A 24842-nucleotide genomic window follows, 5' to 3' on the forward strand; every position below is an offset into this window, starting at 1 on the left:
GAGGGCATCCATGGCCGTCGTCCAACGCGCCGTCTGGTACATCGAAAGCCACTCAGGCGAAGAGCTCTCGCTGGGCGATGTCGCCGACGCCGCGGGTGTCTCCGCGTTCCACCTCGCACGCCTGTTCCGTGCCGCCACCGGCTGGTCCGTCGCCCGTTACATCCGCACGCGCCGGCTCAGCCAGGCCGCCGCGGAACTCGCCGCCGGTGCACCGGACATCCTCCCCGTAGCCCTCTCATCCGGCTACGGCTCCCACGAAGCCTTCACCCGCGCATTCCGCGATGCCTTCGGCCTGCCACCGGAAGACGTCCGCAAGCGCGGCCACCTCGACGGCCTCGCGATCCTTGCCCCCGTGCGCGTCATCGACGAGCCGATCAGCCTGGCACCCGAGCTGCGCATCGAACACATCGGCCCACTGCTCCTCACCGGCATCGAAGCCTCCTACCTCGGCAGCGACACCGCCGGCATCCCCTCGCAATGGCAACGCCTCCACGCCGAACAGTCGCTAGGCAAACAGCGCTACACCTACGGCGTCTGCAGCGCGACCGACGGGGAAGGGCGCTTCGACTACCTCGCCGGCTACGAAGTCGACCACTTCGGCCAGGCCCCCAGCGGCTACCGACGCCTGCGCCTGCCACGCCAGCGCTACCTCGTCGCCCGCCACGAAGGCCACATCGGATCCATCCCAAGGACGTGGCACGCCCTGCTCGGCGAATGGCTACCTGCCGCCGGGTACACCCCCATCGATGCCCCCGACTTCGAACGCTACGACGCCGCGTTCGATCCCAACACCGGCTATGGCGGCGTCGACATCTGCGTCCCCGTCGCATGAGCGAAGGCAACCCATGAAAACCCGCATCCCCAGCCTAGTCGGCCTCATCCTCCTCGCGCTCGCGGGCCCAGCCATCGCCGCCGTCGGTGAAACCCACCGCACCACGACGACGCCCACGGCAACGCTACGCAACGCCGACGGATCCCCCGACGTCGCCATCACCGTCTGGTACCCCGCGCAGGACGGCGCGAAGGAGACACCCCTGGTCATCGGCCCGGACAACGCCCCGCTGTTCGCGACGGGCAGTGCGGCCGCGGACGCAGCACCTTTAGCGGGACACCACCCCGTCGTGCTGCTCTCCCACGGCTTCGGTGGCACCGCACGCATGATGGCGTGGTTCGGCACGGCACTGGCCCGCGCGGGCTTCGTCGTCATCGCCGTCGACCATCCGGGAAGCAACGGCCGCGGACCGATCACGGCCAACGGCGCCGCCTGGTGGTGGGAGCGCGCCGAAGATCTCAAGGCGGCATGGAAGACCATCCTAGCCGACCCCACGCTGTCCGCACACATCGATGGGAAACGACTCGGCGTGGCCGGGTTTTCCGCAGGCGGATTCGCGGCACTGGTTGCCGGTGGCGCACGCGTCGACGTCCAGCACTTCGCCGACTTCTGCAAGGCACATCCCGATGACGGCGTCTGCGCACCCCAACTCGAAGCCCCCGAGCTCACCGCACGCGACATCGGTGGATGGCTGAAGGACCCCGCCATGCAGGCACGCTTCAAGGACGCCGCAGGCGACCACGCCGTCCCCGGTGTCCGTGCGGTGTTCGTCATGGCACCCGCCATCGTTCAGGCACTCGCCACGGACTCCCTGCGCCACATGCAGGTGCCCGTATCGATCCTTGCAGGCAGTGCGGATACCGTCGCACCGCCGGCCACCAACGCGGACGTCGTCGCACAGCTGGTGCCGGGTGCGAAGGAGCAACGCCTCGACGGCGTGACCCACTATGACTTCCTCGGCGAATGCCTGTCGGCGGCGAAGAAGGTGGTGCCGCAGTGTGCGAAGGCGGCGCATCAGGCGCAGGCTCATGACGCCGCCATCGCAGGGGCGATCAAGCTCTTCGAGGCAAGCCTGCGCTAAGCCAGCTCACCCCCGCACCACCGCCACATCAACCAACCAAACCACCCCAAACCGATCCTGCAGCTTCCCATACTGCGGCGACCACGGTGCCGGGCCCATCGGCTCGAGCACCGTGCCGCCTTCGCCCAGTGCGTCCCACAGCACGAACGCCTCCGCTTCGCTATCGCAACGCAGCGAGACGAAGAACGCGTTCTCGCCGGCATTCCACGGCAAGGCGGCCTGCACGTCGTACGCCATCACCCGGAAACCGCCTTCGGTCACCACCTGGCCCCACATCACATGCGACGGGTCGATGGCCTTGTCTCCCTGGCCGACGTCGCCGTAGCTCACCGCGGTCAGTTGCCCGTCCAGCGCCTGCTGGTAGAAGGCGAGGGCTTCACGGGCCTGGCCACGGAAGTTGATGTGGGTGACGGTCTGGATCGACATGGGCGAGCTCTCTTGGGCGGTGGAAGGAATGTGTGCTTAAGATACGGACCCCTCCTGCCAGTTCCTGTCAGCTGAATGTCCCGTCCCGACCGCCTGCTTCGCCTGCTCCACCTGCTGCGTAGCCTGCCGCCACCGGTGACGGCACAGCAGCTAGCCTCGTCGGCGGATATCTCGCTGCGCTCGGTCTACCGCGACATCGACGCGCTGCGTGCCAGCGGCGCAGAGATCGACTCGGAACGCGGCTACGGCTACACGCTGATCAACGACGGCACGCTGCGCCCGCAGACCTTCACCCGCATCGAGATCGAAGCCATCGCGCTGGGCATGGCCGAAGTCCGCCACATGGGCGACCCGGCACTCGCAGCCGCCGCCGAAGCGGTGCTGGCGAGGGTCGCGGCAACGCTACCGTCGAAGACCCAGGAACACATGGTCCACGCGATCTCGCACGTGCGCCGGTTCGACAAACGCTATAAGCCGATCCCGGCGATCGACGTCATCCGCGAAGCCTGTTGGGACGAGCGCGCCCTGTCGATCGACTACACCGACCGCAATGGCGACGTGACTCAACGCACCGTCTGGCCATTGGCCGTCGTCTACCTCGAACAGACGCTGGTGCTGCTGGCGCGCTGTTGCCTGCGCGAAGGCTTCCGGATGTTCCTGTTGAACCGGATCGACAGGGTGGAAGCGACGAACACGAGCTTCCGGCCGAGGCGGGCAGGCTTGTTGAGGAAGTATCTGCGGGAGTTGAAGGAGCAGCACCGGCCCGATAAGCCGGAGGCCGCGTCGCCCGGCTGAGCGGCGCGGGCGATGGTGTGACCGGGCAAGGCGGGGTCAGGGTGCCGGGGCGGTACTGCTCGTCGCGTACAACGGGCCTTGTGCAACGAACCGCGCCCGCGACTCGCAGGTGGCATGGTCATCGCAGAATGTCGCCACGCTCACCGTGGGCTGGCCATCGACCATCGAGAAGACCTGGCGGATCGCCATCGCCTGCGGCGTGCCCAGGTCGGTGAAGGTCCAGCGTTCGAGTAACTCGCCTTGCGGGGAGCGAACCGAGTAGGTCGTCACGAGCGAATCGCCAGGCGCCTTGCCCTTGCTTCGCTGCATGACATCCGCCAGCAGGGCGTCGACCGTGGTGAACTTCGCATCCAGCGGGACGACGTTGTAGTGCGGATGGTCGTAGCCCGCCGGCCAGTTCCTCGGCACGTTGAGCGGACTGGGCCGGAAGGAGACGGGCACGATGGCGGTACCACTGGCCGGCTTGCCATCGAAATGACCGGGCCGGAACTTCCATTGCCTGACCACCCGCATCGCGGCCTCATCGAGCACCGCCGAGCCCGACGACTGGTCGACCTCCACGTTCTCCGCATTGCCGTTGGCATCGATCCTGGCCCGCAGGCGCGCCGTGCCACCCACGCCATACAGCGCTTCGAAACCCGGGTAGGACGGCGCCGTCCGCGGTACGCCCATGTCGACCTGCGGCATGTCACAGGTGTGGCCTGGACCATGCCCGTTGAGGCAAGGCGGCTGCGGAGGCGGTGGGGGAAGCTGCGGCGGGAAGAAGATCACGGCGGGTCCTCGGTGGGCTGGCGCATGGTCTGGTTGGCTGGCTTTCGCGGGGCTTTCTGGCGACGCTTTGCTTCCTTAAGGGCATCCTGCAGGTACATGTTCACACCATCGAGCCGCAGCTTCATCGAGGTGGCAGTCCACATCAGGTAGTAGGCGAGGCCGATGGCGAAGATGAAGATCCCATCGATCAAGCTGATATTCCTGCCGGACATGATTTCCCGCCCCTGGTAGTACACCGCGGCGACGACGGGGATAAGGCCGAGCGATGGAATGTTGCCCGCGACCATGGGGTATTTTTGCGCCATGCGTGCGGCACGAAATTTGGCCATCACCGCATGCCGCTCGAGGAGCTCCATGGGTTGGCTGACCAGCCACTCGCGGATCTTGAAATGGTGGGGAAACTCGAAGTCTAGCTGCGACATAAACTCGGAGACCGTGCGCCGGATGCTCGTGACCTCACCGCGTGAATACCAGGCCTGAGTGCCAACGCCAGCCAGTTCGATCACGAGAAGCGCGCCTATAATCCAGACCCGTGGCATCGGTTGAAGCGGAAGATGCTGGACGACAAGGGTCAGGACGAAAGCACTGAAACCAACGATGGCGCCGATCTTCGCCCGAGGCTGCGCCGGCCTTCCATGGTCGTAGTCGGGAATGGCCACGATCCAACGATTGAGTTCAGCGAACGTCAGGGGTGTGACCGGGTCGCTTCCGTCGTCTTCGAGCGCTGTATCGATCGAGCTTTCCACGCGTGTCACAGCGCTCATTCTTCCTCCGTCGCCTTGGCCAGGAACGCGGCCCTGAGATTCACGATGAAATGGATGACGATCGGTAGCAGCAAGCTACCCGTCAGGACATAGAGCAGGCAAAGAACACCGCCGAGCAAGCCGGTCGCCAGCACGCCCATGGCTCCCTGGTAGACGTGGACCAACCCGAAGACCACCGCGGATACGACCGCCACGCCAAGCAGCGCCAGGACGCCCCCGGCAAGCGGTGATAGCGACACGCCGCGTGCGACGTGGAGAATGGCTTCCATGCGTTGGATCCCCTGGGTGGACAGGCGTGCCGGGCTACCCAGCGTCGCCGGTGGTAGCGTACGGGAGCGGGAGTTGCTTCGTAAACGGGGTTGGGGGTTTCGTCCTCGTGGCCGAGTGCTGGCTGAGACGATTCGATTGCGCACTTCCGGCAGTTCGCACTGAGAAATGCGCCGCTGCTGGTAGCGAACGTGAGAGTCATCTCACTTTTCTATGCTAATCATGAGGATGCTTGATGCCCTGCGCGAACGTTGCGTACACTCGCACGTCAAGGATTGTCGATCTGGAGGATCAAGAATGGACCTTTCTGCCCACGACCGCATTTTGGCAGGGCCGCTTTACGGAACTGAGCCCTGGCCGCTGCGCTTCAATACGCATCAATTCAGCGCCGTCTGCTTCAATACGTTGGCGTGCAGCATCGTCTACAACCGATTCGAATTTGGCACTCGCAAAGTCGATCAGTTCGGCGTATCCAGCGACGCCGCTTCAGGACCTTTGCCTTCCGGCGGCTTGAATTACGCTTGGAACGGCGCTCACACCATTCCGCCGAAAAACGGAAAAACCTTCCCGGGCCCAGTCGACATCTCATGGACATCGATGGATGGAGAAGATCTCCATGCTGTCGTCGACCTTGACGAGATGTTCCGTGAGCGACTCGTTCTTCATCATGTGACGCGCGATGAGGTCAAGGAGCCGTGGCTTCGCGCAAAATCTTTTAACCCTGTCAGTCCGCACATACTTATCGAGGTCAATGACAGGACCGTCAACGTCTACATGCAAGCAACAGTCGCTACTGAGGCGGAGCAGATCCAAGGCAATCCGAACTCACATATCCGCAGCGACGTGATGCTGGCCTGGAGTCATCGTTACTGAGCAGGGAGTGCTCCGCATGGATAAGATTAAGATCGCTGCCGATGGTGCGCCGGTAGACCGCGGCGGCCACAACTACGTCGGTGCTGAAACGTTAGCCCAGTTCAAGGACGCCAGCGAGCAGCTATCTCGCTTCAAGGCGCCTATTTTCCTGCACGCCAACGACATGACGGAGCGGCTCTATGTCGTTGCGTTTGATGGAACCGGAAATAATCAATTTGAGGATCCCGAGCACGCAACGAACGTCGCGAAGATTAGCAATGAGCTGACTCAGGCAGTCAAGCTTGATCCGCACCGACTCCATGTCAATTACATCGAAGGGCCCGGGACGCGCGGAGAATGGCTCGACCGGAAGCTCGACACTATCAAGGGGTCCTCATTCGAATCCAACATTACGCAGGCTTATAACGATCTAGTTATAAGGGCTAATCGATGGATGGTTGAAGATCCGGACGCCAAGATTCGTGTTCAGTCCATCGGCTTCAGCCGCGGAGCGAGCCAAGTCGCTGGGTTCGCTAACCTGCTTCACGGCAATGGTATCCCCGACCTATCGAGCGAAATAATCGCGGCGGATGGTACCAGGGGTTTCGAACGATACTTCGTTGCGCCCGGAAAGACCCCGCAAGCGGTCCTTCTGTTTGACCCGGTGGCCACCGGGGCTCCAATGGAGTTCGATCGAAGGCTGCCCTCTTCGGTAGTATCAGGTTTGCAAATCACGGCGAAGAACGAACTCCGTGCGACATTTCCGTCGGATCAGTTGATCCGTCCGGGTCTTTCGGAGGACGGTCGCTTCCTCAACATAACCGTGCCTGGCGCGCACTCTGACGTCGGCGGCGGGTATCTCCGTAACGGCCTGTCAATTCGCTGCGGAAATCTGGGTCGTGATTACTGTAATGCATTTCATGAAGTGCCGAAGCTCACGAAAGAGTTTGAGCCGACAGACCAGCGATTGAATGTCGTGCATCGGTCGTGGGAAGGAGAGCATGTCTTCCGTCTTGACCCAAGGCAAGGAGTGCGCGGGTTTCCCAGTGGGACGAATCAGATACTTGCTCCGAGCCATGTCGACGGTGTCGGGCCAGCGCCCCATGGGCCCGCGGCCATGAACCCTTCGCTTTCTATGCCGATGCGCAACATCCCGATCGGAAAGCCAAATCTGGAACCAGTCGGAGTATCGGACGTTCGCCCGACAGCAGGCCAACTTGCCGAGGCAGGGCGAGCGCCGAGTTACGCCCCTGCGATCGGCAAGGCTGTAGGCCTCGGCCTTACCGCAGTGGACATCGTCGATACCGGCCGAGCCGTTACACATGCGGCAGATACGGGGAACGAGACTGGCGCGACATCCCAGATCGTCCATTTTGCTGGTCGCAATGCCGGCGGTTGGGCCGGCGCGGCAATGTTCGCATCGGCCGCGGGCGCGGCCGGCATCGAGACGGGTCCGGGAGCCTTGATCGCTACTGGCATCGGCGGGATCGTTGGTGCAGTCGGCGGCGCACATCTCGCTGACGAATACGATATCTACCGGTCGACTCATCAGGAGGATGCTCACGGTCGAACCTGGGAACTCGATCCTGAGCATGGCTGGGCGCGGAAGCTGCCACCGCTTCCAGAGACACCTCATGGTGAGATCATCGTGGCCGATGCCGCGCTGTCCCGGCGACTCTCTTATCAGGCAACCAATACGGCGACCGAGATAGCGCTGTCCAAGGAGTATCAGGCCAAGGATCCATACAAGCAGCCACCGGCACCGACCGACGCACCCGTGGCCCATGCGACCTACTGGTCACGTGACGCGGAGAAGCACACCTGGTCGCGTGAAGTCACCGACCTGATTCTCGAGCACGACATAAGGGTCAAACACATCGAGCACGCCACCCCCGAGAAGGCTGCGCAGCTCGATGCCAGCGCGTTGGATACGATTCGACAGAACGTAGCTCAGTCTCCTGTCGGCGTCGCGGAACGCTACATCGCTGCCTACGAACAGAACGGCTGGAAGGAGCTCGGTGCAATTCCGCCTGCGGTCCAGGATGTGCTGCGCGCGCCTCGTGACCAGGTACTTGCATCGGATGGCCATGCCTATACGCATGAACCCGGTGACACATGGTCTCGCGAGCGCTTGATCGGAAAAGCCGAAGCGCCCGAACGCTTGCATGGTGAGTTGGCCATCGCTGAAACCATGACGCAGGAGACGCGTCTTCGAGTCAATGAAGAAGTGGCCTCCATCGATCGTTCGCCTGCTGGCAAACCAGGCACGCCGCCGAGCCTGGATGCCGCCACCCATCCGGACCATGCGATGTTCAACCAGGCCCGATCGCATCTCGCCGAGGTCGACAAGGGCTTGGGCCGAGCGCCCGACGAGTACACGGACAACATGGCTGCCGCACTCACCGTCCAGGCAAGAAAAGACGGGCTGTCACGCATCGACCAAGTCGCACTGTCTGACGACGGCAAGACCATGTGGGCAGTCCAGACTCCACCGGGGCGAACAGATCACTTGTTCGATCTTCAAACCAAGGTGCCGACTTCTGAAGCGATGACGTCGATGGAGCAAAGCTCTGCCAAGTGGCCGCAGGCCATGCAGCAGTTCCAGGCCAACGAGCAACAGGCGGCTATCGACCAGCAGCAGGCGCAACAGCAGCGGCAGCAGCAGGATGCGATGGGGCATGGGCGATCGATGTAATAGAGAGTTATGGTTTCTCCCGAAACCGAACAGATCGAAGGCAATCCCAATTCGCATATTCGATATGACGTGATGCTGACCTGGACTCATGGGTATTGACCAGTGGATGCGTCCGACGACGGCTCCAGTGCGGCTATCACGGCTAGCTGATATGGAGGATCACCCATGCTGACTTACAAACCCGATCCCGCGCTTGCCGGACCCTTGTTTGGCAAAGACCCGTGGCCACTGAGGTTCCATACCCACACGTTCAGCGCCTGGTGCTTCAACACTCTCGCTTGCAGCATCGTTTACAACCATGCTGAATTCGGAACGCGACATCGCGATTACGAAGGGAATATTCGGGACAAGCCTTCAGGTCCCATCCCAGCGGACGATTGGCGCCAACGTTGGGAAGGCGGTCACGGTATCGTGCCGTACGACGGTAATACCTTCCCCACAGACGTCGAGTTGAAGTGGACCTCGCTCGATGGGTCCGACCACGCTACGCGTCTGGACCTCGATGAGATGTTCAAAGAACGCCTTATCGTGCACAGGGTCGCGAGGGAAGACGTGCTGGAGACCTGGCTGGATGTGAAGTCCATCAAGCCCGTCAGCCCTAGCATTTATGTCGAGGTCGACGACAGAACGATCAACGTTTACATGCGGGCGATGATTTTCTTGAAGAACACCGATTCCACTGGTCAACCACGATCCAGGATGCAGGACGAGTTGATCCTCGCGTGGACCCACACTTACTGAGCTAGAGAGTCGGGAATGGACTTGTCTGGGACCTATCGAATTCTTGCAGGGCCACTTTACGGCACGGAGCCCTGGCCGCTACGTTTCAATACCCATCAGTTCGAAGCGGTGTGCTTCAACACGCTGGCATGCAGCATCGTCTACAACCACTTTGAGTTCGGCACGCAAAAGCAGGACCGTTATGGCGTCATCACCGATTCCGCTTCCGGGCCACCGCCTTCCGACGATTGGAAGGCGATGTTGGGAAGTAGCCACGGCATCCCGCTGAAGAAAGGGAAGACATTCCCGGGGCCGATAGAAGCTCGCTGGACCTCGCTGGACGGTACCGAACATCACGCAACCATCGATCTGGACGAGATCTTTCGCGAGCGCATTGTGCTTCATCGGGTGAAGCGTGATGAGGTGAAGGAGGCCTGGCTTGTTGCGAAATCAACTCACCCAGTAAGTCCTTTGATTCTCCTCGAGATAAACGACCGGCTCGTCAGGGTGTATATGGAAGCCGTAGTGGCGACAGAGGCCGAGCAGAAACCCGGCAATCCTAACTCGCATATCCGGCACGACGTGATGCTGGCCTGGACTCAGGTCTTCTGAGCTCCGTGCGCTGCCAGCTCGGCTATCCTCCAGCCTTCACCAGCACGGATTTTGCAATGATAAGGACTTCGTTACTGACAGGCCTTGCGCTCTCCGCGCTAGCCACCTCTGCCCTCGCTGCGGAATCTGCCAAGGTACCGTCGGCGCCTCCCGAGGTGATGGCGGAAGCCCCCGCGAGAGCCGGCCTCATCGCCTTCAAGGTGAGTGGCGTGCAGCCCAATGCCGACGCCGTTGCCGTCTTCGAGTCTTCGCCTGATGCCAACGGGAGTCGTGCACGCACGATCGTCGTTTTCGGGAGAAAGGACGGAGCGTTCATTCCGGACTTCCGTAACGACAAGCTCATTGCCTGCTCAAACTGTGGTCAGTTCCACGACGATGTCTTCGACGTTTCGTTAGTAAAAGTGGTCGTCGGGCACATTCACATCGAGCAGGCTGATTCCGGTGAGAAGCAGTCATCCACGACCATTGACCTGGCCAGGAAATCCGGTGCGTGGCGTGTGGCCAGTGCGACCAGGCAGACATTTGATGCCGGCCGCGGGGCACCCAGGGACGAAAAACTGAAGGTCCCGCCTTCAGGTCTCGCAAGTGAGATGGACGCGAGGTGGCAGTACGTCCCGTCCTACAACGCCATTGTCGTCAACAACAAGGATGGCAAGTTCAAGTTCGTGCACTACTACCACTCGCCCGACCTGGTCTGGAAAGCGGCTGGACCCGATTGCAACCCGATGGACTGCAAGGTGCTCGTCCAGCAACAGGATGGCTGCATCTCGTTGGTACGCGACGCGTCGCTTCGTAACTTTGCGGCCGGAACCCCTGATCCACTTGACCGAAAGGCTGCACTGTCCAAGGCTATGGATGGGTGCAGCGCCGCCGGTAGCCAAGCGTGCAAGGAAGTGAATACGGATTGTAACCACGGGGTTCTTTAGAAGGTTCGGCCGAGCCTTGCACCACAGCTTGGTCGCAACGCGTTAGGGGGATACCGCTATCTTCACGACACTCGCAATGTTTCTCCTGGGGGACCGGCCCCGTACCTATTCGCCCGAGAGCTATGCCCTCAACCAGAAGATGAATCTGATCTTCGGCGTGGTGGTGGTAAGCGTGCTGCTCATAGGTGCCATCGGCTGGCTCGTTGATCGCTTCCGGACCCGCCATCAGCGGGGGAGGCATGCCGCGCTCCATCGAGTCCGGAGCCGCCAGGCACTCGACGCCGCTCCCAAGGCGACCCTATCCTCTCGCCAAGCCCCCAGGACCGGCGGGCATAGGGAAAGCCCATGAGCACACCGATCGCTCGTACCCACGGCCGGACCATCCGTCCGATGCGGCCGCTGACGGCCATGTGCCGCCTTACCGGCTTTTGCCTGGCCGTCGCCCTGTGCAGCGCCACCCTTTCCTTGCCCGCCCACGCCGCCAAGCCTAGCCCCGGCGCCTACACCGGCAAGCTGAAAAACGCCCCCTACCGCATCGACATCCCCGCCAACTGGAATGGCGACCTCGTCATGCTCATGCATGGCTACCAGCCGGTAGGTGCTCCCGTTACGGATCCGATGACGGCTGCCGATTCGACACCTGTCTTCCTCAACAAAGGCTTCGCCGTCGCCCAGAGCCAGTTCTCGTCGCAAGGCTGGGCGGTAAGCGACGCCATCGCCGACAACGAAAAGCTCCGCCAGCACTTCACCAAGACCTACGGCGCGCCGAAGCACACCTACGTCTACGGCTTCTCCCTGGGCGGCCTTGCCGTCGCAGCCACGGTCGAACGCTTTCCGCATGCCTACAGCGGCGCGATGATCACCTGCGGCTTGACGGTCTCCAGTCCGGACTTCTTCGACCAGGGCATCGTCACCCCCCTCGTCGCCTTCGATGCGTTGATCCCGGGCGTCATCCCCGACCTGGCCGCAACCGACTCCCCGCCGGGGATCTCACCCGACGACATCGCCAAGGCCGTGCAAGCGCATCCGAAGGAAGCCGCCGTCCTCGCCAAACGCCTGGAAGAAAAGCCGGAAACCCTGCCGACGCTGGCGCTGTACTACATGGGCCTGCGCGAGATCGAAAAGCGTGCCGGCGGCATGCCCGTCGACAATCGCAAGGAAACCTACGAAGGTTTCGGTGACGACGCCACGCTCAACCGGAAAGCCCATCGCTACACGGCACCGGCCCAAGCGATCGCCTATGCAAAGCAGAACGTCACCCTGACCGGCCACATCGACGTCCCGGTCGTCATGCAATGGAACACCTTCGACCCGACCATCCCGGCGCGTTTCCACGGCGTATACCCGGCACAGGTAAAAGCCGCCGGCGCCGGGAAATGGCTGACCGTGCTCGATCCGGTAGGCGAGGGCCACTGCAACTTCACCGACGAGCAGACGGCCACGGCGTTCGATACGCTGGTGCGCAAGGCCGCGTCCAAATAGATACCCATCGAAAGCGTAAGGAAGCCAGCATGGGATGGTTCGATAGATTCAGGTCGTCGCAGGGCAAGGCATCGTCAAAGGCTGCCGAGCGAATGGAAGCACCGCGCACCGTCGACGTCTCGACGATCCGCTATTCCATGCCCACCGTCGCCGCCGATCCGATCACCTTCCTTCCCGTGCCGGCGGGCACGAAGGGGCCTGGCTTCCATGAAGATCTCTGGTGCCAGACCGAATTCGTCGCCGCCTCCGGCCTCGAGCGCCTGAAGGCCGACCTCGCCGAGTTCCAGGTGTTCGAGGCAAGGCATCGCGTCGAGCACGGGTGGACCGCGATCTATGCCCGTAGCCGCCCGAGGAGCGTCATCGTTCCCGGTGCCGATGTGCTGGCGACGATCGAGGGGCTGTTTGGCGTTTCGAGGCTCGCCCCGCCCGTGCTCACGACATCGTCCGCTGTCCTTGGCCAGGTCGAAGGCGGTTTCGCCCTGATGCCATCGGAAGGCGTGCTACTGCACGGCCTCGTCGACGACAGAGGGATCACCGCACTCGGTGCCATCCTGAACACCGACGACGACATGGCGCTCACCCGGGTATTCACCCGCCTCAATGCGAGGTTCGGCCTGGCACTCGTCGACTGGCGCTTGCAGTTCGTCCTGGTCGATGTCGGGGCGGACGGGATGATCGGCATCTGGCGGCCGCAGGCGAGAACCCCATAACTGGTAGGGATGGATTACCCCGCCCGAAGTCCTGCCTGTAGCGCGGGTACATCGATAGATTTTCTATCCCAGCCCCCAACAAATCCTCGTTTGTCGCGGCCCCATGCCGGTGGAACCATTGCAGTCGTCCTTCACTGCATCGGGTCCACCCACATGGCACAGCTCTTCCAGGGCAAGAAACTCCTCGTCGTCGGCGGTACCAGCGGCATGGGGCTTGAAGCCGCACGCATGGCGGTGTCCCAGGGCGCGACGGTGGTCGTCGTCGGTAATCGCGCGGACAAAGCCGAGGCGGCGGTGCGCGAACTCGCCGCGCTCGGCCCGGCCACCGCGCTGACGGCCGACCTCGCCAGCGACGAGGGACTAGCCTCCCTGCTCGCCACCATCGACGCGCAGCACGCCGACATCGACCTCCTCGTCAACGCCGCCGGCGTCTTCGCGCCCAAGCCCTTCCTCGAGCACACGCCGGCCGACTACGAGCGCTACATGAAGCTCAACGAAGCCACGTTCTTCATCACGCAGAAGGTCGCCGCCCACCTCGTGGCACGCGGTCGCCCCGGTGCCATCGTCAACATCGGTTCGATGTGGGCGAAGCAGGCGATCGCCGCCACGCCATCATCCGCGTACTCGATGGCCAAGGCTGGCCTGCACGCCCTGACCCAGCATGCGGCGATGGAACTCGCGCCCAAGGGCATCCGCGTCAACGCCGTCTCGCCCGCCGTGGTGCAGACGCCGATCTACGAAGGTTTCATCCCGAAGGACCAGGTCCACGACGCACTGCAAGGCTTCAACGGATTCCATCCGATCGGCCGCGTCGGCACGGTCACGGATGTCGCCAACGTCGTGATGTTCCTGCTATCGGACCGGGCAGGGTGGGTCACAGGCGCGATCTGGGACGTCGACGGCGGTGTCATGGCCGGCCGCAACTGACCCGAGGCGTTATGCCTAGCGCGTAGCCTCGCGGTGCAGCCATGCCCTGAAGGCGACAAGCTTCGGCAACGTGGCGCTCTCGGCGCGGTAGACCACGAAGTAGGCGAGCGGGGAGACGAACTCCACGGACGGGCAGAGCTGCACCAGCCTGCCACTCGCCACGTCGTCGCCGGCCATGACGCTACGGGCGAGCGCGATGCCTTGACCGTCGATGACGGCCTGCAGGACGGCGGCGGAATTGTTGATCTGCAAGCCACGCGTGACGTCGGCGCCTTTCACGCCGGCCTGCTCGAACCATGCGCTCCACGAAGGAAACCCGGCGTGCGTATCCAGGGACAGATCGTGGATCAGCGTCGCGGCGGCGAGGTCGGCGGGCGTCGTTGCGGCGGGATGCGTTTCCAGCCAGCGTGGCGAGCACACCGGGAAGACCCGCTCATCCATCAGCTTTTCGGCGACGAGCCCGGGCCAGTTGCCGCGGCCGTAGCGGACGCCGATGTCGATGCCTTGTTCGGCGTAGTCCAACAGGCGCTGGTTGGTATCCAGCCGAACATCCGTTTCGGTGGATTCATCGCGAAAGCGCTCCAGCCGCGGTATCAGCCACTTGGCCGCGAAGGCCGGACTGACCGCGACCGTAAGCACGCCGCCGCTCGCCCCTTCGCGCAAACGACTCACCCCGACCGTGAGTCGGTCGAAGCCAGCGCGGATGTCGGGCAGGGCGCGTTCCGCCGCCTCCGTCGGGACGAGGCGAAGCTTGCCTTTCGAGGTCCGGTGGAACAGCGGAACGCCGAGCCATTCTTCCAGGCCGCGGACAAGCTGTCCGATAGCCGCGGGCGTGACGTTGAGCTCCGCAGCCGCGGCCGAGAAACTCTGCAATCTTGCCGCCGCTTCGAAGGCGCGCAGGGCGTTGAGGTAGACGGGGGCCTTCATGGCGATGGGTCAGGCGATGCCTCGGTAGGGATCATCCCGCGCTTCCGGAACGTCGCCAGGTCCTCCGGCAGCACATGCGGCAGGAACGGCGCAGGGTCGAGTCCGTAACGCCTGAACAAGCCGATCAGGTCGTACGCCGTCGACGGCGTGACGAACGGTTCGCGCAATGAAACGTGCAACCCGCCGGGCCCGCCCTTGACGCTCAGCACGCCATCGAGGCTCTCGAGCCAGGTGAAAAAGTGCTTTTCATCCAGGTAGGAGAAGTAAGGTTTCTCCCGGAAGACGAACGAAGCCCTTGCTTCGACGTTCGTTGCCGGTGGTCGAAACACCTCGGCAACCGTCTCCTCCCAATCGCGGGCAAACGTCGAATCGCCTCGCTCCGGGTCGGTCACCCAGCCATCGATCACGTCGCCAATCGATTCATAGCCACGCTGGAACTGCCGACGGAGAAAGCCGTAGACGATCTCGTATGCCGCTTCCGGGCTGAACACCCTTGGCGCGGAGTCCGCCGAGTCGACCAGCGCCGCATCCACCTCTTCCGCCCAATCGGTCTCCACGCCCGGATCCATGGGACGTCCTTCGATAGGGATCATGCCGCCAAGCAATCCGGGCAGGCTGGGCCAGCCGTACGCCTTCATCTTCGCCAGGAAGCGATGACCCGCTTCCAGCGCCATGGGTTCGCTCAGCATCCGTTTGCCTTGATCCGTTCGTTCGAACGAAACACGCGCCGCAAGGATGTCGATGATGTCACCAGACTGCATCTCGATGAGGAAGCGCGTCGCTTCGCCTTCCTGCACCTGCGTCAGCGAGTTGATGGCGGAACTCGGTCCCCAATCGTCAATGCGCGCCAGCGCGATGCTGACGAAGTCATTGAAAACCAGCTCGAATGCCTGCACCGGCCAGTCATCAAAAAGCCGGATGCGGGCTACTTTTTCGGTCCAGTGGACGATGACCGAGGTGACCCTGGCATCGTGGAGGTTGGGCAGTTCGATCACGCGTGGTGTCCTACGTGGCGTGCAATGACACCCGCGAGCTTAACCGTGGGTCCGGGCCGGCGCCACGATGCAGCGTGACGCCGCCCCGAAAGGAGGACTATCCGACCACCAAGGTCGTATCCGCAATCGTTTCCGCGAAGCCTCCGCCGAAGACATCGACCGGTGTCTGGAAGCCCGGGCGAACCTCCCCGGCCAGCACGCGGCGCCCGGCCTCGGCGGCGGCCATCGCGGTGAACGTATAACCATTGACGGTATCCAGCCGCGCGACGCGACGCTGGCCATCCGCGTCCACCGCCTCCGCCACGGCCTGATAGCGATGCGCGAGTCGTTCTTCCCGTGACGGCCCGGGCGGCATCGCGGCGAGGTCACCCGACGGAAAGCCCTGGCCTGTGATGTGGACGAACGTCTCGATGTTCGGCGTGCCGGTGGCCTGCCACACGGTGAGGAGGTCAGGTAGCGAGACGGGAAAACACGGCACGGGCCCGTCGCCGAAGTCGAGATCGACCAGGTCGGTCGCATCGCGCTCGACCAGTACCGCGTTCTCGCGCTTCATCGGCGCCTGGCCGATACCCTCCAGGGCGCTGATCGCCGATCCGCGCGACATCGGTCCCGACACGCGCAGGGCCAGCCGTATCGACTGCGGCGCGACCATGCCCTGCACGGCACGCGCCGCCAGCGAGCCAAGCATCGCCACGCTGCCACCACCGCCAGGCATCAGCATCACGCCGGCGGCACACGCACGCTCCGAGAGGTCTGCCGCGTGCGTGTAGCTCACAAGTTCCGCCGACGTGTCGATGTAATGCACGCCATGACGCAAGGCGGCCTCCATCAGCGGCGACGCGGTCCGGAAGAACGGCCCCGCGCCATTGAGCAGCACCCCCACGTCGGAGAGCGCGTCATCCAGCGCAGCGACGTCGTCCACTGCCGCGATGACATGAGGCACACCGAGGGCGCGCGACATCTCTCGAAGCGCCACCGCGTCACGCCCCGCCAGAAGCAGCGGCACACCCAGCGCAAGCGCATGCTCCGCCACCAGGCGACCGGTGTAGCCGGTCGCACCATAGATCATCAAGGTCTTCATCAATCGTTACCCACGGAAAGAAATTCATGGTCAAGCATGTCGATATCCTCGCGTGTCAGATGACGTAACCGCCGCTGACGTCGATCGTCTGGGCGTTGACCCACGCCGCATCGTCACCGAGCAGCATGGCGATCACCCGTGCGGTTTCGTCGGGCTCGCCGACGCGGCCGAGGGCCGTCTGTCCCGCGAGCAGGGTCTCGAAGTCCGGGGTCAGGCCGCCGCCCAGTTCGGTGCGGATCGGGCCCGGCGACACCGCGTTGGCACGGATGCCACGGGCACCGAATTCCTTCGCCATGTAACGGGTGAGCACATCGAGGCCGCCCTTGAACGAGGCATACGGCGCAACTCCCACGAAGGCACTGCGCGTGGTGGCGCTGGTCACATTGACGATCGCCGCGCCTTCGCCCATCAGCGGCAGCAGACGCTGGGTCAGGAAGAACGGGCCCTTCAGGTGCACGTTGAACAGGCCGTCGAACTCCGCTTCCTCGACATCGCTGATCGGCTTGAACAGGCCGTAGCCCGCGTTGTTCACCAGGCCCGCCAGATGGCCGCCGTTCCATGTGCTGGCCAGGTGGCCTTCCACGGCCTTGCGGAAGGCATGGAAGCTGCCGACGTTGCCGACATCCAGTGCGAGGGCGACGGCGCGGCCGCCTTCCGAAGCAATCTGCTCGACCACGGCAGCGGCGGCCGCCGGGTTGCTGTTGTAGGTGAGGATGACGCCGTAGCCGCGACGGGCGCATTCGATGGCGGTGCTGGCGCCGATGCCGCGGCTGCCGCCGGTGATGACGATGACTTTCATGGGAAACACCTCGGGTTGGGATGACTCCACGTTAGGTGCCAGGTGCTTCCGAAGCCTGCCTGTTCGCGGCCAAGACCTGCCTGATCCTGCTTTCCGGCTTGCGCCGGCGGGTGGCATGGCGTCTGATGGAAGCCATGAATGAGCCCCTGACCGAACTGCGTCGCCTTGCGCGACATGCGGGAAATGCCCGCACGGAGACCGGCATCCCGCGCGTGGCCATGGTCCAGGGCAAGATCCCCGAGCACGCGCTGGCCGCCGTCTACGATCCGATGATCAACCTGATCCTGCAGGGCGGGAAGACGATGACGGTCGGCGACCGCACGCTGCACTACGACCCCGCGACCTATTTCGTGATGACGGTGGACCTGCCTGCGGTGGGTGCGGTGCACCCGGCACAGGACGGCAGTCCGTACCTCGCGGTGAGCCTGACCCTGGATGCCAACATCATCGCGGGCCTGTTGCAGGACCTTGGCCCGTCGATGCCCCCGGCCACCGCATCGGCTGGCATCGCCGCATCGTTCTCGGTCGCGGGCGTGACACCTGCGCTGATGGACGCCTGGGTGCGCATGCTCGGCCTGATGGAGCATCCCGGCGACATCGCCGCGCTGGCTCCGGCCTACGAGCGCGAAATCCTCTATCGCGTGTTGCAGGGTCCGCACGGCAACCTGCTGCGTGACCTGGCGACACCGGATTCGACGCTGGGCAGGCTGCGCACGGCGATCCAATGGATCCGCGAGAACTACACCCGGCCGCTACGCATCGCCGCGCTGGCCGAGCGCGTGGCGATGAGCGAGTCCGCGTTCCATCGCCATTTCAAGGCGGCTACCGCGCTCAGCCCGTTGCAGTACCAGAAGCAACTGCGCCTGATGCAGGCACGCCAGCTGTTGATCGTGCAGCGCATGAGTGTCACCACCGCGGCACTGGATGTCGGCTACGAAAGCGCGACGCAGTTCAGCCGCGAATACGCGCGTACCTTCGGCATGGCGCCGTCGCAGGACGCGGCTCGGATCATCAAATCCCTGCGGCGCTAGGGTGCTGCGTCGCTGTTGGATTTCGCATCGTAGTCGCTGCGGGCGTGGAAGACATCGTCGGCATGTCGCACGGTCCAGTCGAACAAAACGCGGAAGGGCTCTTCCAGCGTGCGGCCCAGGGGTGTGACGCTGTACTCCACCGCGACCTGGGAGCTGGGGATGACCGTGCGCGCGAGGATGCCGTTGCGTTCAAGGCGGCGCAACGCCTGGGTCAGGGTCTTCTGGGTAACTCCGTCGATGCGGCGTTTGATTTCGTTGAAACGCAGTGGCGTAGCGCAAAGCGAGGCAAGGATCAGGATCGACCACTTGTCGGCGATCTGGTCGAGCAACAGGCGGCTGGGCTCGCTTCCAGGCGTCTCTTCGGAGGTCTCGGCAGGCACGTCGGGTGGCATGGTGGTTCCCTCAAGGTAACCTGATGTCATCAAAGTGCGTTATTTACACCAGGTATCGTTTGAATACCATGAAGCATCACTTCCCATGAGCTGCATGCCATGAATCATTCGAATGACACTTTCTTCAATCAGGACGACGCCATCGTCGCCGCCGACAAACTTGCCGCCGTCGATGCGCTGTATCGCTATGCGGCTGGCATCGACCAGCGTGACCCGGGCCTGATGGCTTCCGCACTGGCTGTCGATGCGGTATCGGATTTCCGTCCGGCCGCGGCGAAGGCGGGCTTCGACTATCCCGTGCTGCAGGGACGCGAGGTGATCGCCGGTGCACTGGCGACCTCGCTCAGCAGCGTGGATACGACGCACACGGTGAGCAATGCACGCGTCACGATCGACGCAGGCAACGCTCGCATCGATGCGCTTGTCGAAGCGCAGCACGTGCCGCGCAGCGATCCGTCGAAGCATTACCTGATGAAGAACCGCTATGACGTTGCGCTGGTTCGCGAGGGGAAAGCCTGGGTCATCCAGCACGTCGTGGTCGACAACGTGTGGCGTAGCGGCGATCCGGCGGTGCTGGCGGGCATCTGACGCTTCCCTGCCAGGCTTAGGCGGCCTGTGGCTAACGCGGCCGGTAGGGCCCCTCGACGCCAGCCCCGGCCAACCTTATGCTCGGCGGCACGCCCCCAGGAACGGCGGGCATAGGGGAAGTCCATGAGCACACCGATCGCTCGTACCCTCGGCCGGCATGCCCGTTGGCCCGCGCTGGTCCTGGCGGCCTTCATCGCCACGCCAGCCCTCGCCGACGACCCGCCCATCCTGTCGCAGATGGATGCCATCGACCTCAGCAGCCGCGTCGCCCGCCAGGTTCCCGGTGTCACCGACCTGGTGATCGCGCCGATGCCGTATGAGTCGGGCAACCATCGATGGGTGACCCTGTTCAAGCCGAACACGGGCGAAGGCTTCATCGTCACGCTCGACGAGAACACCGGCGATATCTGCGCCCTGTTCGAACACCATGACGACTGCGCCGCGAAGGGCAGTGCCAGCGAGGCGATCGCCAAGGTGAAGGCTGACACCGCCGCGCGCGAAGACGCGAAGCTGCATCCGCCACCTGACCTCGAAGACCTCTGGCTCACTGTCCTGCTCAAGGTCGCACCGAGCACCAAGCCTGCGCCGAACAGTCCGGAAAGTACGTGGTATGTCAGCGTGAGCACCGGTGGCGACAAGGCGGTCGACCTGCCTGCCTCGGTGATCGCGAAGGCGAAGATCGAAGGGATCAGGATCCTTCCGGCCAGCGCCGCACCGAAGGACACCGTAGGCAACGGCGGCATGCAGGGCGCGTACCACTACGGCATCGGCGTGCCACTGAAGCGACCGGATGGGAACTACGACGTCACCTACGGCCACTACTGCGGCCCGATGTGTGCCGGTTCGACCACGCTGGTGATGGAACATGGCACCTACGGCTGGCGCGTCGTGTCGAGCCGGAGTAACTGGGTTTCCTGAGGCGGCCCACGCCCCCGTTGCCGGAAACCCGCACGCCGCAGGCCCAGGCCTGCGGCACACTCGTCAGGTATCTCGTCGGAGTGATGCCATGCAAAGGATCGTCACGTTCCTGCTGTTCCTCGCACTGGCCGTCGGCACTGCCGTCGCGCAGGAGAAGCCGAAGGCGTGGCCGGATGAGGCGACGCTACGGCACCGACTCACCATTCCTGCCGGCTCGAAGCTTGTGTTGCGTGGGCGCGACGGTTCGCCCATCGACCTGAAGACCTTCCTCGACGGCGCGAACGCTGATGACGGTGGCTTCGGCTGGACGCCCGACCTGGGCAACGGCATCACCGTGCTCACCCTCGAAAGCACGCCCTCGAAGCCGAAGAACAAGTGGGGCGACCTCGTCATCGGCGATCCGATTCCCGCCTTCGATCTTGTGTCGAGCAAAGGCCGCAAGGTCAGCTCGAATCGCTTCGACCACGACCTCACCGTCGTCAACTTCTTCTTCTACGAATGCACCGGCTGCGTCGCCGAGATCCCCGCGTTGAATGCGTTCCACGTGGCGCACCCCGAGGTCGGCGCCCTGGCAATCACCTACGACGCGAGGGAAGGCCTGGCCCATTTCCAGAAGGCATATGGCCTGCAATGGGAGATCGTTCCCGACGCCGTGACCTTCATGCGCAAGGCCAACATCGCGATGTATCCGACGCTCGGCATCGTCGACGGGCACGGCCGCCTGCTCGACCTGCAAGGCAGTTGGACCCTGCATCCGCCGGGCAGGAAGCTGGCGGCGGATGACGTGGCGCGTTGGGTGGCGGACGTGAGGCAGAAGCAGGTGCAGACGCGCTAAGCCATAGCTGGGCGCGCCTGGCTATGGCCGGGCCGCATGGGCCCGATGCCGTCAGTGTTGCTGTGCCTTCGCGTGCACGCCTGCGACATCCAGCACGCGCTGTCCGAAGTCGCTGAAGCCTTCGCCCGGCTGCTCCTGTGAACCTTCGGCGTCGATCTGCCGGACGGCGACGATCCTCGCCGACGGCACGACGTAAATGTACTGGCCGCCATCGCCATTGCCCGACACCGCGACCATCGGTCCCATCGTCTTCTTGAACAGCCGGAAGGGACCGATGCCGCGGCTGATCAGCTCTTCCTGCAGGGCATCCTTGTGGTCCGGGCCGAGCGCCTTGGCGATGCCTTCGTACATCGCGTCGGTATCGTCGAAATGCGCGCCCTTCAATCCTTTCTCCAGCGTCGCGACCGTTGCCTCGGGGACTCCGCGTTCGCGTAGCACCGCGATCGACGCCGGGTCGAAGTCGAAGTGGCGAAAGGCGGGATCGAGCCACCAAAGCAGGCCGAACTGGTCGTCGAACTGCGGCTGCTCGAGCGCGTCGATCTCTGCCGCGGGCAACAGCTGCTTGCCGTGCCACTGTCCCTTGTCCAGCATCAGCTGCCCGATCTTGCCCAGGTCCGCCGCGGTGAGGGGCAGGCCGGCCATGCCGTAGGGATGGCCCGCCTTGTCCTTCTCCCAGGGGCCGGGCTGGATGCCCATGTCTTTGAACAGCCCCTCGCGGAAGAATACGTCCATCGGCTTGCCGGACGCCTTCTCGATGATGCCCGAGAGCAGGTTCACCGCCTTGTTGTTGTAGCTCGTGTACGCAGGCACGTCGATCTCGGCGGCGAGCGCAAGCTGGATCGCGTCGGGCGCCGGATAGATCTCCTCGGTGGCGTTGCGCACGTTCTGTATGCCCGACGTATGGTTCATCAGCATGCGAATCGTGATCTTCGCCTTGCGGCCCTGTTTCCACTCCGGATAGAAATCCGCCACCGGCTGGTCGAACGAGCTGATCTTCCCTTCGGCGACGAGCTGCGCAATGCCGATCGCGACCACCGACTTGGTCACCGACATCAGCTCGATCGGGCCGGGTGCCTTGCCACCCTTGTAGTAATGGCCGATCTCCTTGCCGTCCTGCCAGACCACCACGGCATCGCTGTGCGACGACTCGCTGCGTTTCAGCAGCTCTTTCAGCGCGGCTTTCTGGTAGGTCGGGGAGGGCGCGGCGATGGCCGGCGCGGTAACGAAGAGGCCGATCACGGCCACGGCGAGCAGGTTGCGCATCAGTCACTCCTTGGACAGACGGCTGACGCTAGGGAAGGGCCCGGAAACTGTCAATCGCCCGGTGGTCATGCCGGCGCGTGCAGCCGCGCCACGAAGCCAATCCCGTTCCCTGAGATCGCGGCGGCGTAATGTCCGCGCCATGACGACCCTGACCTGGCCACCGCGATCGACCGACCTGCTCAACGGCCAGAGTCCGTACCGCTACGGCATCGATGCCTCGGGGCGACGGGTCGCCTTCGTGCGTGAACTCGCTACGCAGGACGGTTACCGCGTCAGCCTGTTTCCCGATGGCAACCACGACCATGCCGTGGAGGGCAGGGTGCGCACGGAGGCCTTCGCGATCAAGATGGCGACGCGGTGGATGCAGCGGCGGCTTCGCCCCGAAGCCCCGACGCCACCACCGCATGCAACCGCGCCGCCAGCGCCTTGCGATCCGTGTCCGGCGTCACCGTGACCGGCGGATGGAACACGACGCGCACGAGCGCACCCGACAGGCGCAGGAAACGCTTCACGTGTGCACCCGCGTCCATGCCGCCGTGGAAAGCGTAGATATCGCGATCGGCACCGGCCGATAGCGCATGCCCGTCGACAGACACGACATCCAGCGTGAACGGCTGCAACGTCCACGCGGCTCCGGTGCCGTCCTTGTCGATGAACAGCGAGAACAGGCTCGACTTGAACGGCGCCACCTGCTCGCCGGACGACGTGGTGCCTTCGGGGAAAAGCACCAGGTCCTGCCCCGCCTGCATCTTCGCCGACAGCGACGCGGCCACGTTCGCGGCATCGCTGCGCTTGCGACTGATGAACAACGTCTGGCCCAGCTCGCCGATGAAGCGCATGCCGGGCCAACGCTCCATGTCGTCCTTGGCGATGAAGCGAGCGCGTAGCAGGCTGCCGAGCACCAGGATGTCGAAGTGCGATACGTGGTTGCCGACGAAGACCGTGCCGCCACCCTCGCGCGGCGTGCCGACGACGTCGACGCGAATACCCATCGCCGCGCGCAGGCAGCGGAACCACAGTCGTGGCAGCACCGATGTCGCCCGGCCGTTCGTGAAACGCTGCACCACCCATTGCAGGGGCATCAACAGCACGCTGGCGAACACCATCGCCGCGATCTTGCCGCCGGCACGGAACGTCGAAAACCCGGAAGGCCTCTTGGATGACACTGGCACGCTGCACCTCGATGGGCCTGGGACGTATCCGCTGCAACATAGCGGGTTTTGGCGACGGAGGTGGTATCGGGCGAGGCCTTCATGGGCACTTGCCGATCCCCGCAAGCCGGCATACAGTGAACCACATGGTTCAGTATCAAGACCGCCTCGACATGACCTTCGCCGCACTCTCCGACGTCACCCGGCGCGGCGTGTTGCAGCAGTTGGGCAGCGCCGATGCCTCGGTCAGCGACCTGGCCGAGAAGTTCCACATGACCCTGACGGGCATGAAGAAGCACGTCACCATCCTGGAGCAGGCGGGCCTCGTGACCACCGAGAAGGTCGGTCGCGTACGCACCTGCAAGCTGGGGCAGCGACGGCTGGAAGAAGAAGCCGCCTGGATCGAACAGCACCGCCTCCTCTGGAGCACACGCTTCGACGCACTGGACGAGGTCATCGAACGCCTGAAACGCGAGGAGAACACCCATGCCAAACGGAAACGCAAGTAGCCCCACCCGCAACCCCACCCAGGTGGAACGCAAGGCCGAGCGCGAACTCGTCGTCACCAGGACCTTCGATGCCCCCGTGCACCTCGTCTTCAAGGCCTGGAGCACGCCCGATCTGTTCAAGAGCTGGTGGGTGCCGAAATCCGCAGGGATGGACCTGGTCTCGTGCGAGATGGACATCCGCACCGGCGGCACCTATCGCCTGGTCTTCAAGCACCCGAACTTCCCCCAGCCGATGGCGTTCTTCGGCACGTACAAGGAAGTGACCACGAACACGCGCCTGCAGTGGACCAACGAAGAAAGCGAAGACGGCGCGCTGACCACCGTGACCTTCGAGGAACACGGCGGCAAGACGCTGGTGACGCTGCACGAACTCTATCCGTCGGAAGCCGCGCGCGACGAAGCCATCGTCGGCTCCGCGGAAGGCCTGCCCGAGCAGTTCGCACAGCTGGATGAGTTGCTCGCCAGCGGGGCGTGATTCCCGGTGTTTAGTTAG

General features: G+C 63.8%; 28 protein-coding genes. 17 read left to right on the forward strand and 11 right to left on the reverse strand.

The features are described from left to right. The first annotated feature begins 10 nt into the window (after positions 1-10). Together KPL74_20760 and KPL74_20765 are read left to right on the forward strand one after the other, a co-directional pair. Entirely contained in the window at positions 11-832 is an 822-nt protein-coding gene (locus KPL74_20760; protein QWT20163.1) for an AraC family transcriptional regulator, read from the forward strand. 13 nt (positions 833-845) lie between these two features. Continuing rightward, on the forward strand, positions 846-1913 hold the full coding sequence (locus KPL74_20765; protein ID QWT20164.1) for an alpha/beta hydrolase: 1068 nt from the start codon (positions 846-848) through the stop codon (positions 1911-1913). A gap of 6 nt (positions 1914-1919) precedes the next feature. Here KPL74_20765 and KPL74_20770 read toward each other — a convergent pair whose 3' ends face one another. Beyond that, positions 1920-2339 (reverse strand): VOC family protein, encoded by a 420-nt coding sequence (locus KPL74_20770; protein ID QWT20165.1) that lies wholly within the window; start codon positions 2337-2339, stop codon positions 1920-1922. 75 nt (positions 2340-2414) lie between these two features. Here KPL74_20770 and KPL74_20775 point away from each other — a divergent pair, with 75 nt between their 5' ends. Then, on the forward strand, positions 2415-3134 hold the full coding sequence (locus KPL74_20775) for a WYL domain-containing protein (GenBank protein ID QWT20166.1): 720 nt from the start codon (positions 2415-2417) through the stop codon (positions 3132-3134). Between the two features lie 36 nt (positions 3135-3170). Here KPL74_20775 and KPL74_20780 read toward each other — a convergent pair whose 3' ends face one another. The 3 genes from KPL74_20780 to KPL74_20790 form a co-directional block, all read right to left on the reverse strand. Further along, the gene (locus tag KPL74_20780; GenBank protein QWT20167.1) at positions 3171-3821 is read right to left on the reverse strand and encodes an energy transducer TonB; all 651 of its coding nucleotides are present in this window, start codon (positions 3819-3821) and stop codon (positions 3171-3173) included. Positions 3822-3901: 80 nt separating this feature from the next. Continuing rightward, entirely contained in the window at positions 3902-4669 is a 768-nt protein-coding gene (locus tag KPL74_20785) for a hypothetical protein (GenBank protein QWT20168.1), read from the reverse strand. Then, positions 4666-4938: a CPBP family intramembrane metalloprotease gene (locus KPL74_20790; GenBank protein QWT20169.1), complete on the reverse strand. Its 273-nt coding sequence runs from the start codon at positions 4936-4938 to the stop codon at positions 4666-4668. The genes KPL74_20785 and KPL74_20790 overlap by 4 nt, the downstream gene beginning before the upstream one ends. A gap of 295 nt (positions 4939-5233) precedes the next feature. Between KPL74_20790 and KPL74_20795 the strand changes: the two genes are divergently transcribed. The 8 genes from KPL74_20795 (at position 5234) to KPL74_20830 (ending at position 13860) form a co-directional block, all read left to right on the forward strand. Next, the gene (locus KPL74_20795; protein ID QWT20170.1) at positions 5234-5809 is read left to right on the forward strand and encodes a hypothetical protein; all 576 of its coding nucleotides are present in this window, start codon (positions 5234-5236) and stop codon (positions 5807-5809) included. 16 nt (positions 5810-5825) lie between these two features. Further along, positions 5826-8483 carry a DUF2235 domain-containing protein gene (locus KPL74_20800; protein ID QWT20171.1) on the forward strand — a complete coding sequence of 886 codons (2658 nt, stop codon included), beginning with the start codon at positions 5826-5828 and terminating at the stop codon, positions 8481-8483. A 165-nt stretch (positions 8484-8648) separates the two neighbouring features. Then, on the forward strand, positions 8649-9224 hold the full coding sequence (locus KPL74_20805; protein QWT20172.1) for a hypothetical protein: 576 nt from the start codon (positions 8649-8651) through the stop codon (positions 9222-9224). A gap of 21 nt (positions 9225-9245) precedes the next feature. Beyond that, complete coding sequence (locus KPL74_20810) at positions 9246-9815, forward strand: hypothetical protein (GenBank protein ID QWT20173.1); 570 nt, start codon at positions 9246-9248, stop codon at positions 9813-9815. A 5-nt stretch (positions 9816-9820) separates the two neighbouring features. Further along, positions 9821-10741, forward strand: coding sequence for a DUF4189 domain-containing protein (locus KPL74_20815; protein ID QWT20174.1), 921 nt, complete (start codon positions 9821-9823; stop codon positions 10739-10741). Positions 10742-11086: 345 nt separating this feature from the next. After that, the gene (locus KPL74_20820; protein ID QWT20175.1) at positions 11087-12223 is read left to right on the forward strand and encodes a hypothetical protein; all 1137 of its coding nucleotides are present in this window, start codon (positions 11087-11089) and stop codon (positions 12221-12223) included. Positions 12224-12315: 92 nt separating this feature from the next. Beyond that, positions 12316-12933, forward strand: a complete 618-nt coding sequence (locus tag KPL74_20825) for a hypothetical protein (GenBank protein ID QWT20176.1) — start codon at positions 12316-12318, stop codon at positions 12931-12933. Between the two features lie 153 nt (positions 12934-13086). Continuing rightward, positions 13087-13860 carry an SDR family oxidoreductase gene (locus KPL74_20830; protein QWT20177.1) on the forward strand — a complete coding sequence of 258 codons (774 nt, stop codon included), beginning with the start codon at positions 13087-13089 and terminating at the stop codon, positions 13858-13860. 15 nt (positions 13861-13875) lie between these two features. Here the strand turns inward: KPL74_20830 and gcvA are convergent, their stop codons facing one another. The 4 genes from gcvA to KPL74_20850 all read right to left on the reverse strand — a co-directional run bounded on the left by gcvA (position 13876) and on the right by KPL74_20850 (position 17662). Continuing rightward, the gene (gcvA, locus tag KPL74_20835; protein ID QWT20178.1) at positions 13876-14787 is read right to left on the reverse strand and encodes a transcriptional regulator GcvA; all 912 of its coding nucleotides are present in this window, start codon (positions 14785-14787) and stop codon (positions 13876-13878) included. Continuing rightward, the gene (locus KPL74_20840; GenBank protein QWT20179.1) at positions 14784-15782 is read right to left on the reverse strand and encodes a hypothetical protein; all 999 of its coding nucleotides are present in this window, start codon (positions 15780-15782) and stop codon (positions 14784-14786) included. The genes gcvA and KPL74_20840 overlap by 4 nt, the downstream gene beginning before the upstream one ends. Before the next feature lie 97 nt (positions 15783-15879). Continuing rightward, positions 15880-16863 carry a saccharopine dehydrogenase NADP-binding domain-containing protein gene (locus KPL74_20845; protein QWT20180.1) on the reverse strand — a complete coding sequence of 328 codons (984 nt, stop codon included), beginning with the start codon at positions 16861-16863 and terminating at the stop codon, positions 15880-15882. Between the two features lie 55 nt (positions 16864-16918). Further along, complete coding sequence (locus KPL74_20850; protein QWT20181.1) at positions 16919-17662, reverse strand: SDR family oxidoreductase; 744 nt, start codon at positions 17660-17662, stop codon at positions 16919-16921. 134 nt (positions 17663-17796) lie between these two features. Here KPL74_20850 and KPL74_20855 point away from each other — a divergent pair, with 134 nt between their 5' ends. Next, positions 17797-18693: an AraC family transcriptional regulator gene (locus tag KPL74_20855; GenBank protein QWT20182.1), complete on the forward strand. Its 897-nt coding sequence runs from the start codon at positions 17797-17799 to the stop codon at positions 18691-18693. Here the strand turns inward: KPL74_20855 and KPL74_20860 are convergent. Then, positions 18690-19085, reverse strand: coding sequence for a helix-turn-helix transcriptional regulator (locus tag KPL74_20860; GenBank protein QWT20183.1), 396 nt, complete (start codon positions 19083-19085; stop codon positions 18690-18692). The two genes, KPL74_20855 and KPL74_20860, sit on opposite strands and share 4 nt — an antisense overlap. A 99-nt stretch (positions 19086-19184) precedes the next feature. On the opposite strand from KPL74_20860, the gene KPL74_20865 reads away from it, so the two are divergent. The 3 genes from KPL74_20865 to KPL74_20875 all read left to right on the forward strand — a co-directional run bounded on the left by KPL74_20865 (position 19185) and on the right by KPL74_20875 (position 21426). Beyond that, positions 19185-19673: a nuclear transport factor 2 family protein gene (locus KPL74_20865; protein QWT20184.1), complete on the forward strand. Its 489-nt coding sequence runs from the start codon at positions 19185-19187 to the stop codon at positions 19671-19673. Between the two features lie 123 nt (positions 19674-19796). Then, positions 19797-20591: a hypothetical protein gene (locus tag KPL74_20870; GenBank protein ID QWT20185.1), complete on the forward strand. Its 795-nt coding sequence runs from the start codon at positions 19797-19799 to the stop codon at positions 20589-20591. A gap of 88 nt (positions 20592-20679) precedes the next feature. Beyond that, positions 20680-21426, forward strand: coding sequence for a TlpA family protein disulfide reductase (locus KPL74_20875; protein QWT20186.1), 747 nt, complete (start codon positions 20680-20682; stop codon positions 21424-21426). A gap of 51 nt (positions 21427-21477) precedes the next feature. Here KPL74_20875 and KPL74_20880 read toward each other — a convergent pair whose 3' ends face one another. Together KPL74_20880 and KPL74_20885 are read right to left on the reverse strand one after the other, a co-directional pair. Next, positions 21478-22689 carry a beta-lactamase family protein gene (locus KPL74_20880; protein ID QWT20187.1) on the reverse strand — a complete coding sequence of 404 codons (1212 nt, stop codon included), beginning with the start codon at positions 22687-22689 and terminating at the stop codon, positions 21478-21480. Between the two features lie 341 nt (positions 22690-23030). Further along, positions 23031-23861 (reverse strand): 1-acyl-sn-glycerol-3-phosphate acyltransferase, encoded by an 831-nt coding sequence (locus KPL74_20885; GenBank protein QWT20188.1) that lies wholly within the window; start codon positions 23859-23861, stop codon positions 23031-23033. Between the two features lie 125 nt (positions 23862-23986). Here KPL74_20885 and KPL74_20890 point away from each other — a divergent pair, with 125 nt between their 5' ends. Continuing rightward, a complete protein-coding gene (locus KPL74_20890; protein ID QWT20189.1) occupies positions 23987-24349 on the forward strand; it encodes a metalloregulator ArsR/SmtB family transcription factor in 363 nt (120 codons plus the stop codon). Next, positions 24327-24824 (forward strand): SRPBCC family protein, encoded by a 498-nt coding sequence (locus tag KPL74_20895; GenBank protein QWT20190.1) that lies wholly within the window; start codon positions 24327-24329, stop codon positions 24822-24824. The genes KPL74_20890 and KPL74_20895 overlap by 23 nt, the downstream gene beginning before the upstream one ends. Positions 24825-24842: the final 18 nt, after the last annotated feature.

This window comes from Bacillus sp. NP157 (genome assembly GCA_018889975.1).
In the GTDB taxonomy this organism is placed as follows: domain Bacteria; phylum Pseudomonadota; class Gammaproteobacteria; order Xanthomonadales; family Rhodanobacteraceae; genus Luteibacter.

What these genes read in the sequence shown, in the direction of transcription:
- KPL74_20780 (QWT20167.1), bottom strand. Translation starts at nt 3,821, where the DNA reads ATGCCGCAGGTCGACATGGGCGTACCGCGGACGGCGCCGTCCTACCCG.
- KPL74_20825 (QWT20176.1), top strand. Translation starts at nt 12,316, where the DNA reads ATGGAAGCACCGCGCACCGTCGACGTCTCGACGATCCGCTATTCCATG.
- KPL74_20895 (QWT20190.1), top strand. Translation starts at nt 24,327, where the DNA reads ATGCCAAACGGAAACGCAAGTAGCCCCACCCGCAACCCCACCCAGGTG.
- KPL74_20775 (QWT20166.1), top strand. Translation starts at nt 2,415, where the DNA reads ATGTCCCGTCCCGACCGCCTGCTTCGCCTGCTCCACCTGCTGCGTAGC.
- KPL74_20795 (QWT20170.1), top strand. Translation starts at nt 5,234, where the DNA reads ATGGACCTTTCTGCCCACGACCGCATTTTGGCAGGGCCGCTTTACGGA.
- KPL74_20860 (QWT20183.1), bottom strand. Translation starts at nt 19,085, where the DNA reads ATGCCACCCGACGTGCCTGCCGAGACCTCCGAAGAGACGCCTGGAAGC.
- KPL74_20800 (QWT20171.1), top strand. Translation starts at nt 5,826, where the DNA reads ATGGATAAGATTAAGATCGCTGCCGATGGTGCGCCGGTAGACCGCGGC.
- KPL74_20845 (QWT20180.1), bottom strand. Translation starts at nt 16,863, where the DNA reads ATGAAGACCTTGATGATCTATGGTGCGACCGGCTACACCGGTCGCCTG.
- KPL74_20820 (QWT20175.1), top strand. Translation starts at nt 11,087, where the DNA reads ATGAGCACACCGATCGCTCGTACCCACGGCCGGACCATCCGTCCGATG.
- KPL74_20770 (QWT20165.1), bottom strand. Translation starts at nt 2,339, where the DNA reads ATGTCGATCCAGACCGTCACCCACATCAACTTCCGTGGCCAGGCCCGT.
- KPL74_20805 (QWT20172.1), top strand. Translation starts at nt 8,649, where the DNA reads ATGCTGACTTACAAACCCGATCCCGCGCTTGCCGGACCCTTGTTTGGC.
- KPL74_20865 (QWT20184.1), top strand. Translation starts at nt 19,185, where the DNA reads ATGAATCATTCGAATGACACTTTCTTCAATCAGGACGACGCCATCGTC.
- KPL74_20830 (QWT20177.1), top strand. Translation starts at nt 13,087, where the DNA reads ATGGCACAGCTCTTCCAGGGCAAGAAACTCCTCGTCGTCGGCGGTACC.
- KPL74_20870 (QWT20185.1), top strand. Translation starts at nt 19,797, where the DNA reads ATGAGCACACCGATCGCTCGTACCCTCGGCCGGCATGCCCGTTGGCCC.
- KPL74_20855 (QWT20182.1), top strand. Translation starts at nt 17,797, where the DNA reads ATGAATGAGCCCCTGACCGAACTGCGTCGCCTTGCGCGACATGCGGGA.
- gcvA (QWT20178.1), bottom strand. Translation starts at nt 14,787, where the DNA reads ATGAAGGCCCCCGTCTACCTCAACGCCCTGCGCGCCTTCGAAGCGGCG.
- KPL74_20880 (QWT20187.1), bottom strand. Translation starts at nt 22,689, where the DNA reads ATGCGCAACCTGCTCGCCGTGGCCGTGATCGGCCTCTTCGTTACCGCG.
- KPL74_20850 (QWT20181.1), bottom strand. Translation starts at nt 17,662, where the DNA reads ATGAAAGTCATCGTCATCACCGGCGGCAGCCGCGGCATCGGCGCCAGC.
- KPL74_20890 (QWT20189.1), top strand. Translation starts at nt 23,987, where the DNA reads ATGGTTCAGTATCAAGACCGCCTCGACATGACCTTCGCCGCACTCTCC.
- KPL74_20785 (QWT20168.1), bottom strand. Translation starts at nt 4,669, where the DNA reads ATGAGCGCTGTGACACGCGTGGAAAGCTCGATCGATACAGCGCTCGAA.
- KPL74_20765 (QWT20164.1), top strand. Translation starts at nt 846, where the DNA reads ATGAAAACCCGCATCCCCAGCCTAGTCGGCCTCATCCTCCTCGCGCTC.
- KPL74_20760 (QWT20163.1), top strand. Translation starts at nt 11, where the DNA reads ATGGCCGTCGTCCAACGCGCCGTCTGGTACATCGAAAGCCACTCAGGC.
- KPL74_20790 (QWT20169.1), bottom strand. Translation starts at nt 4,938, where the DNA reads ATGGAAGCCATTCTCCACGTCGCACGCGGCGTGTCGCTATCACCGCTT.
- KPL74_20875 (QWT20186.1), top strand. Translation starts at nt 20,680, where the DNA reads ATGCAAAGGATCGTCACGTTCCTGCTGTTCCTCGCACTGGCCGTCGGC.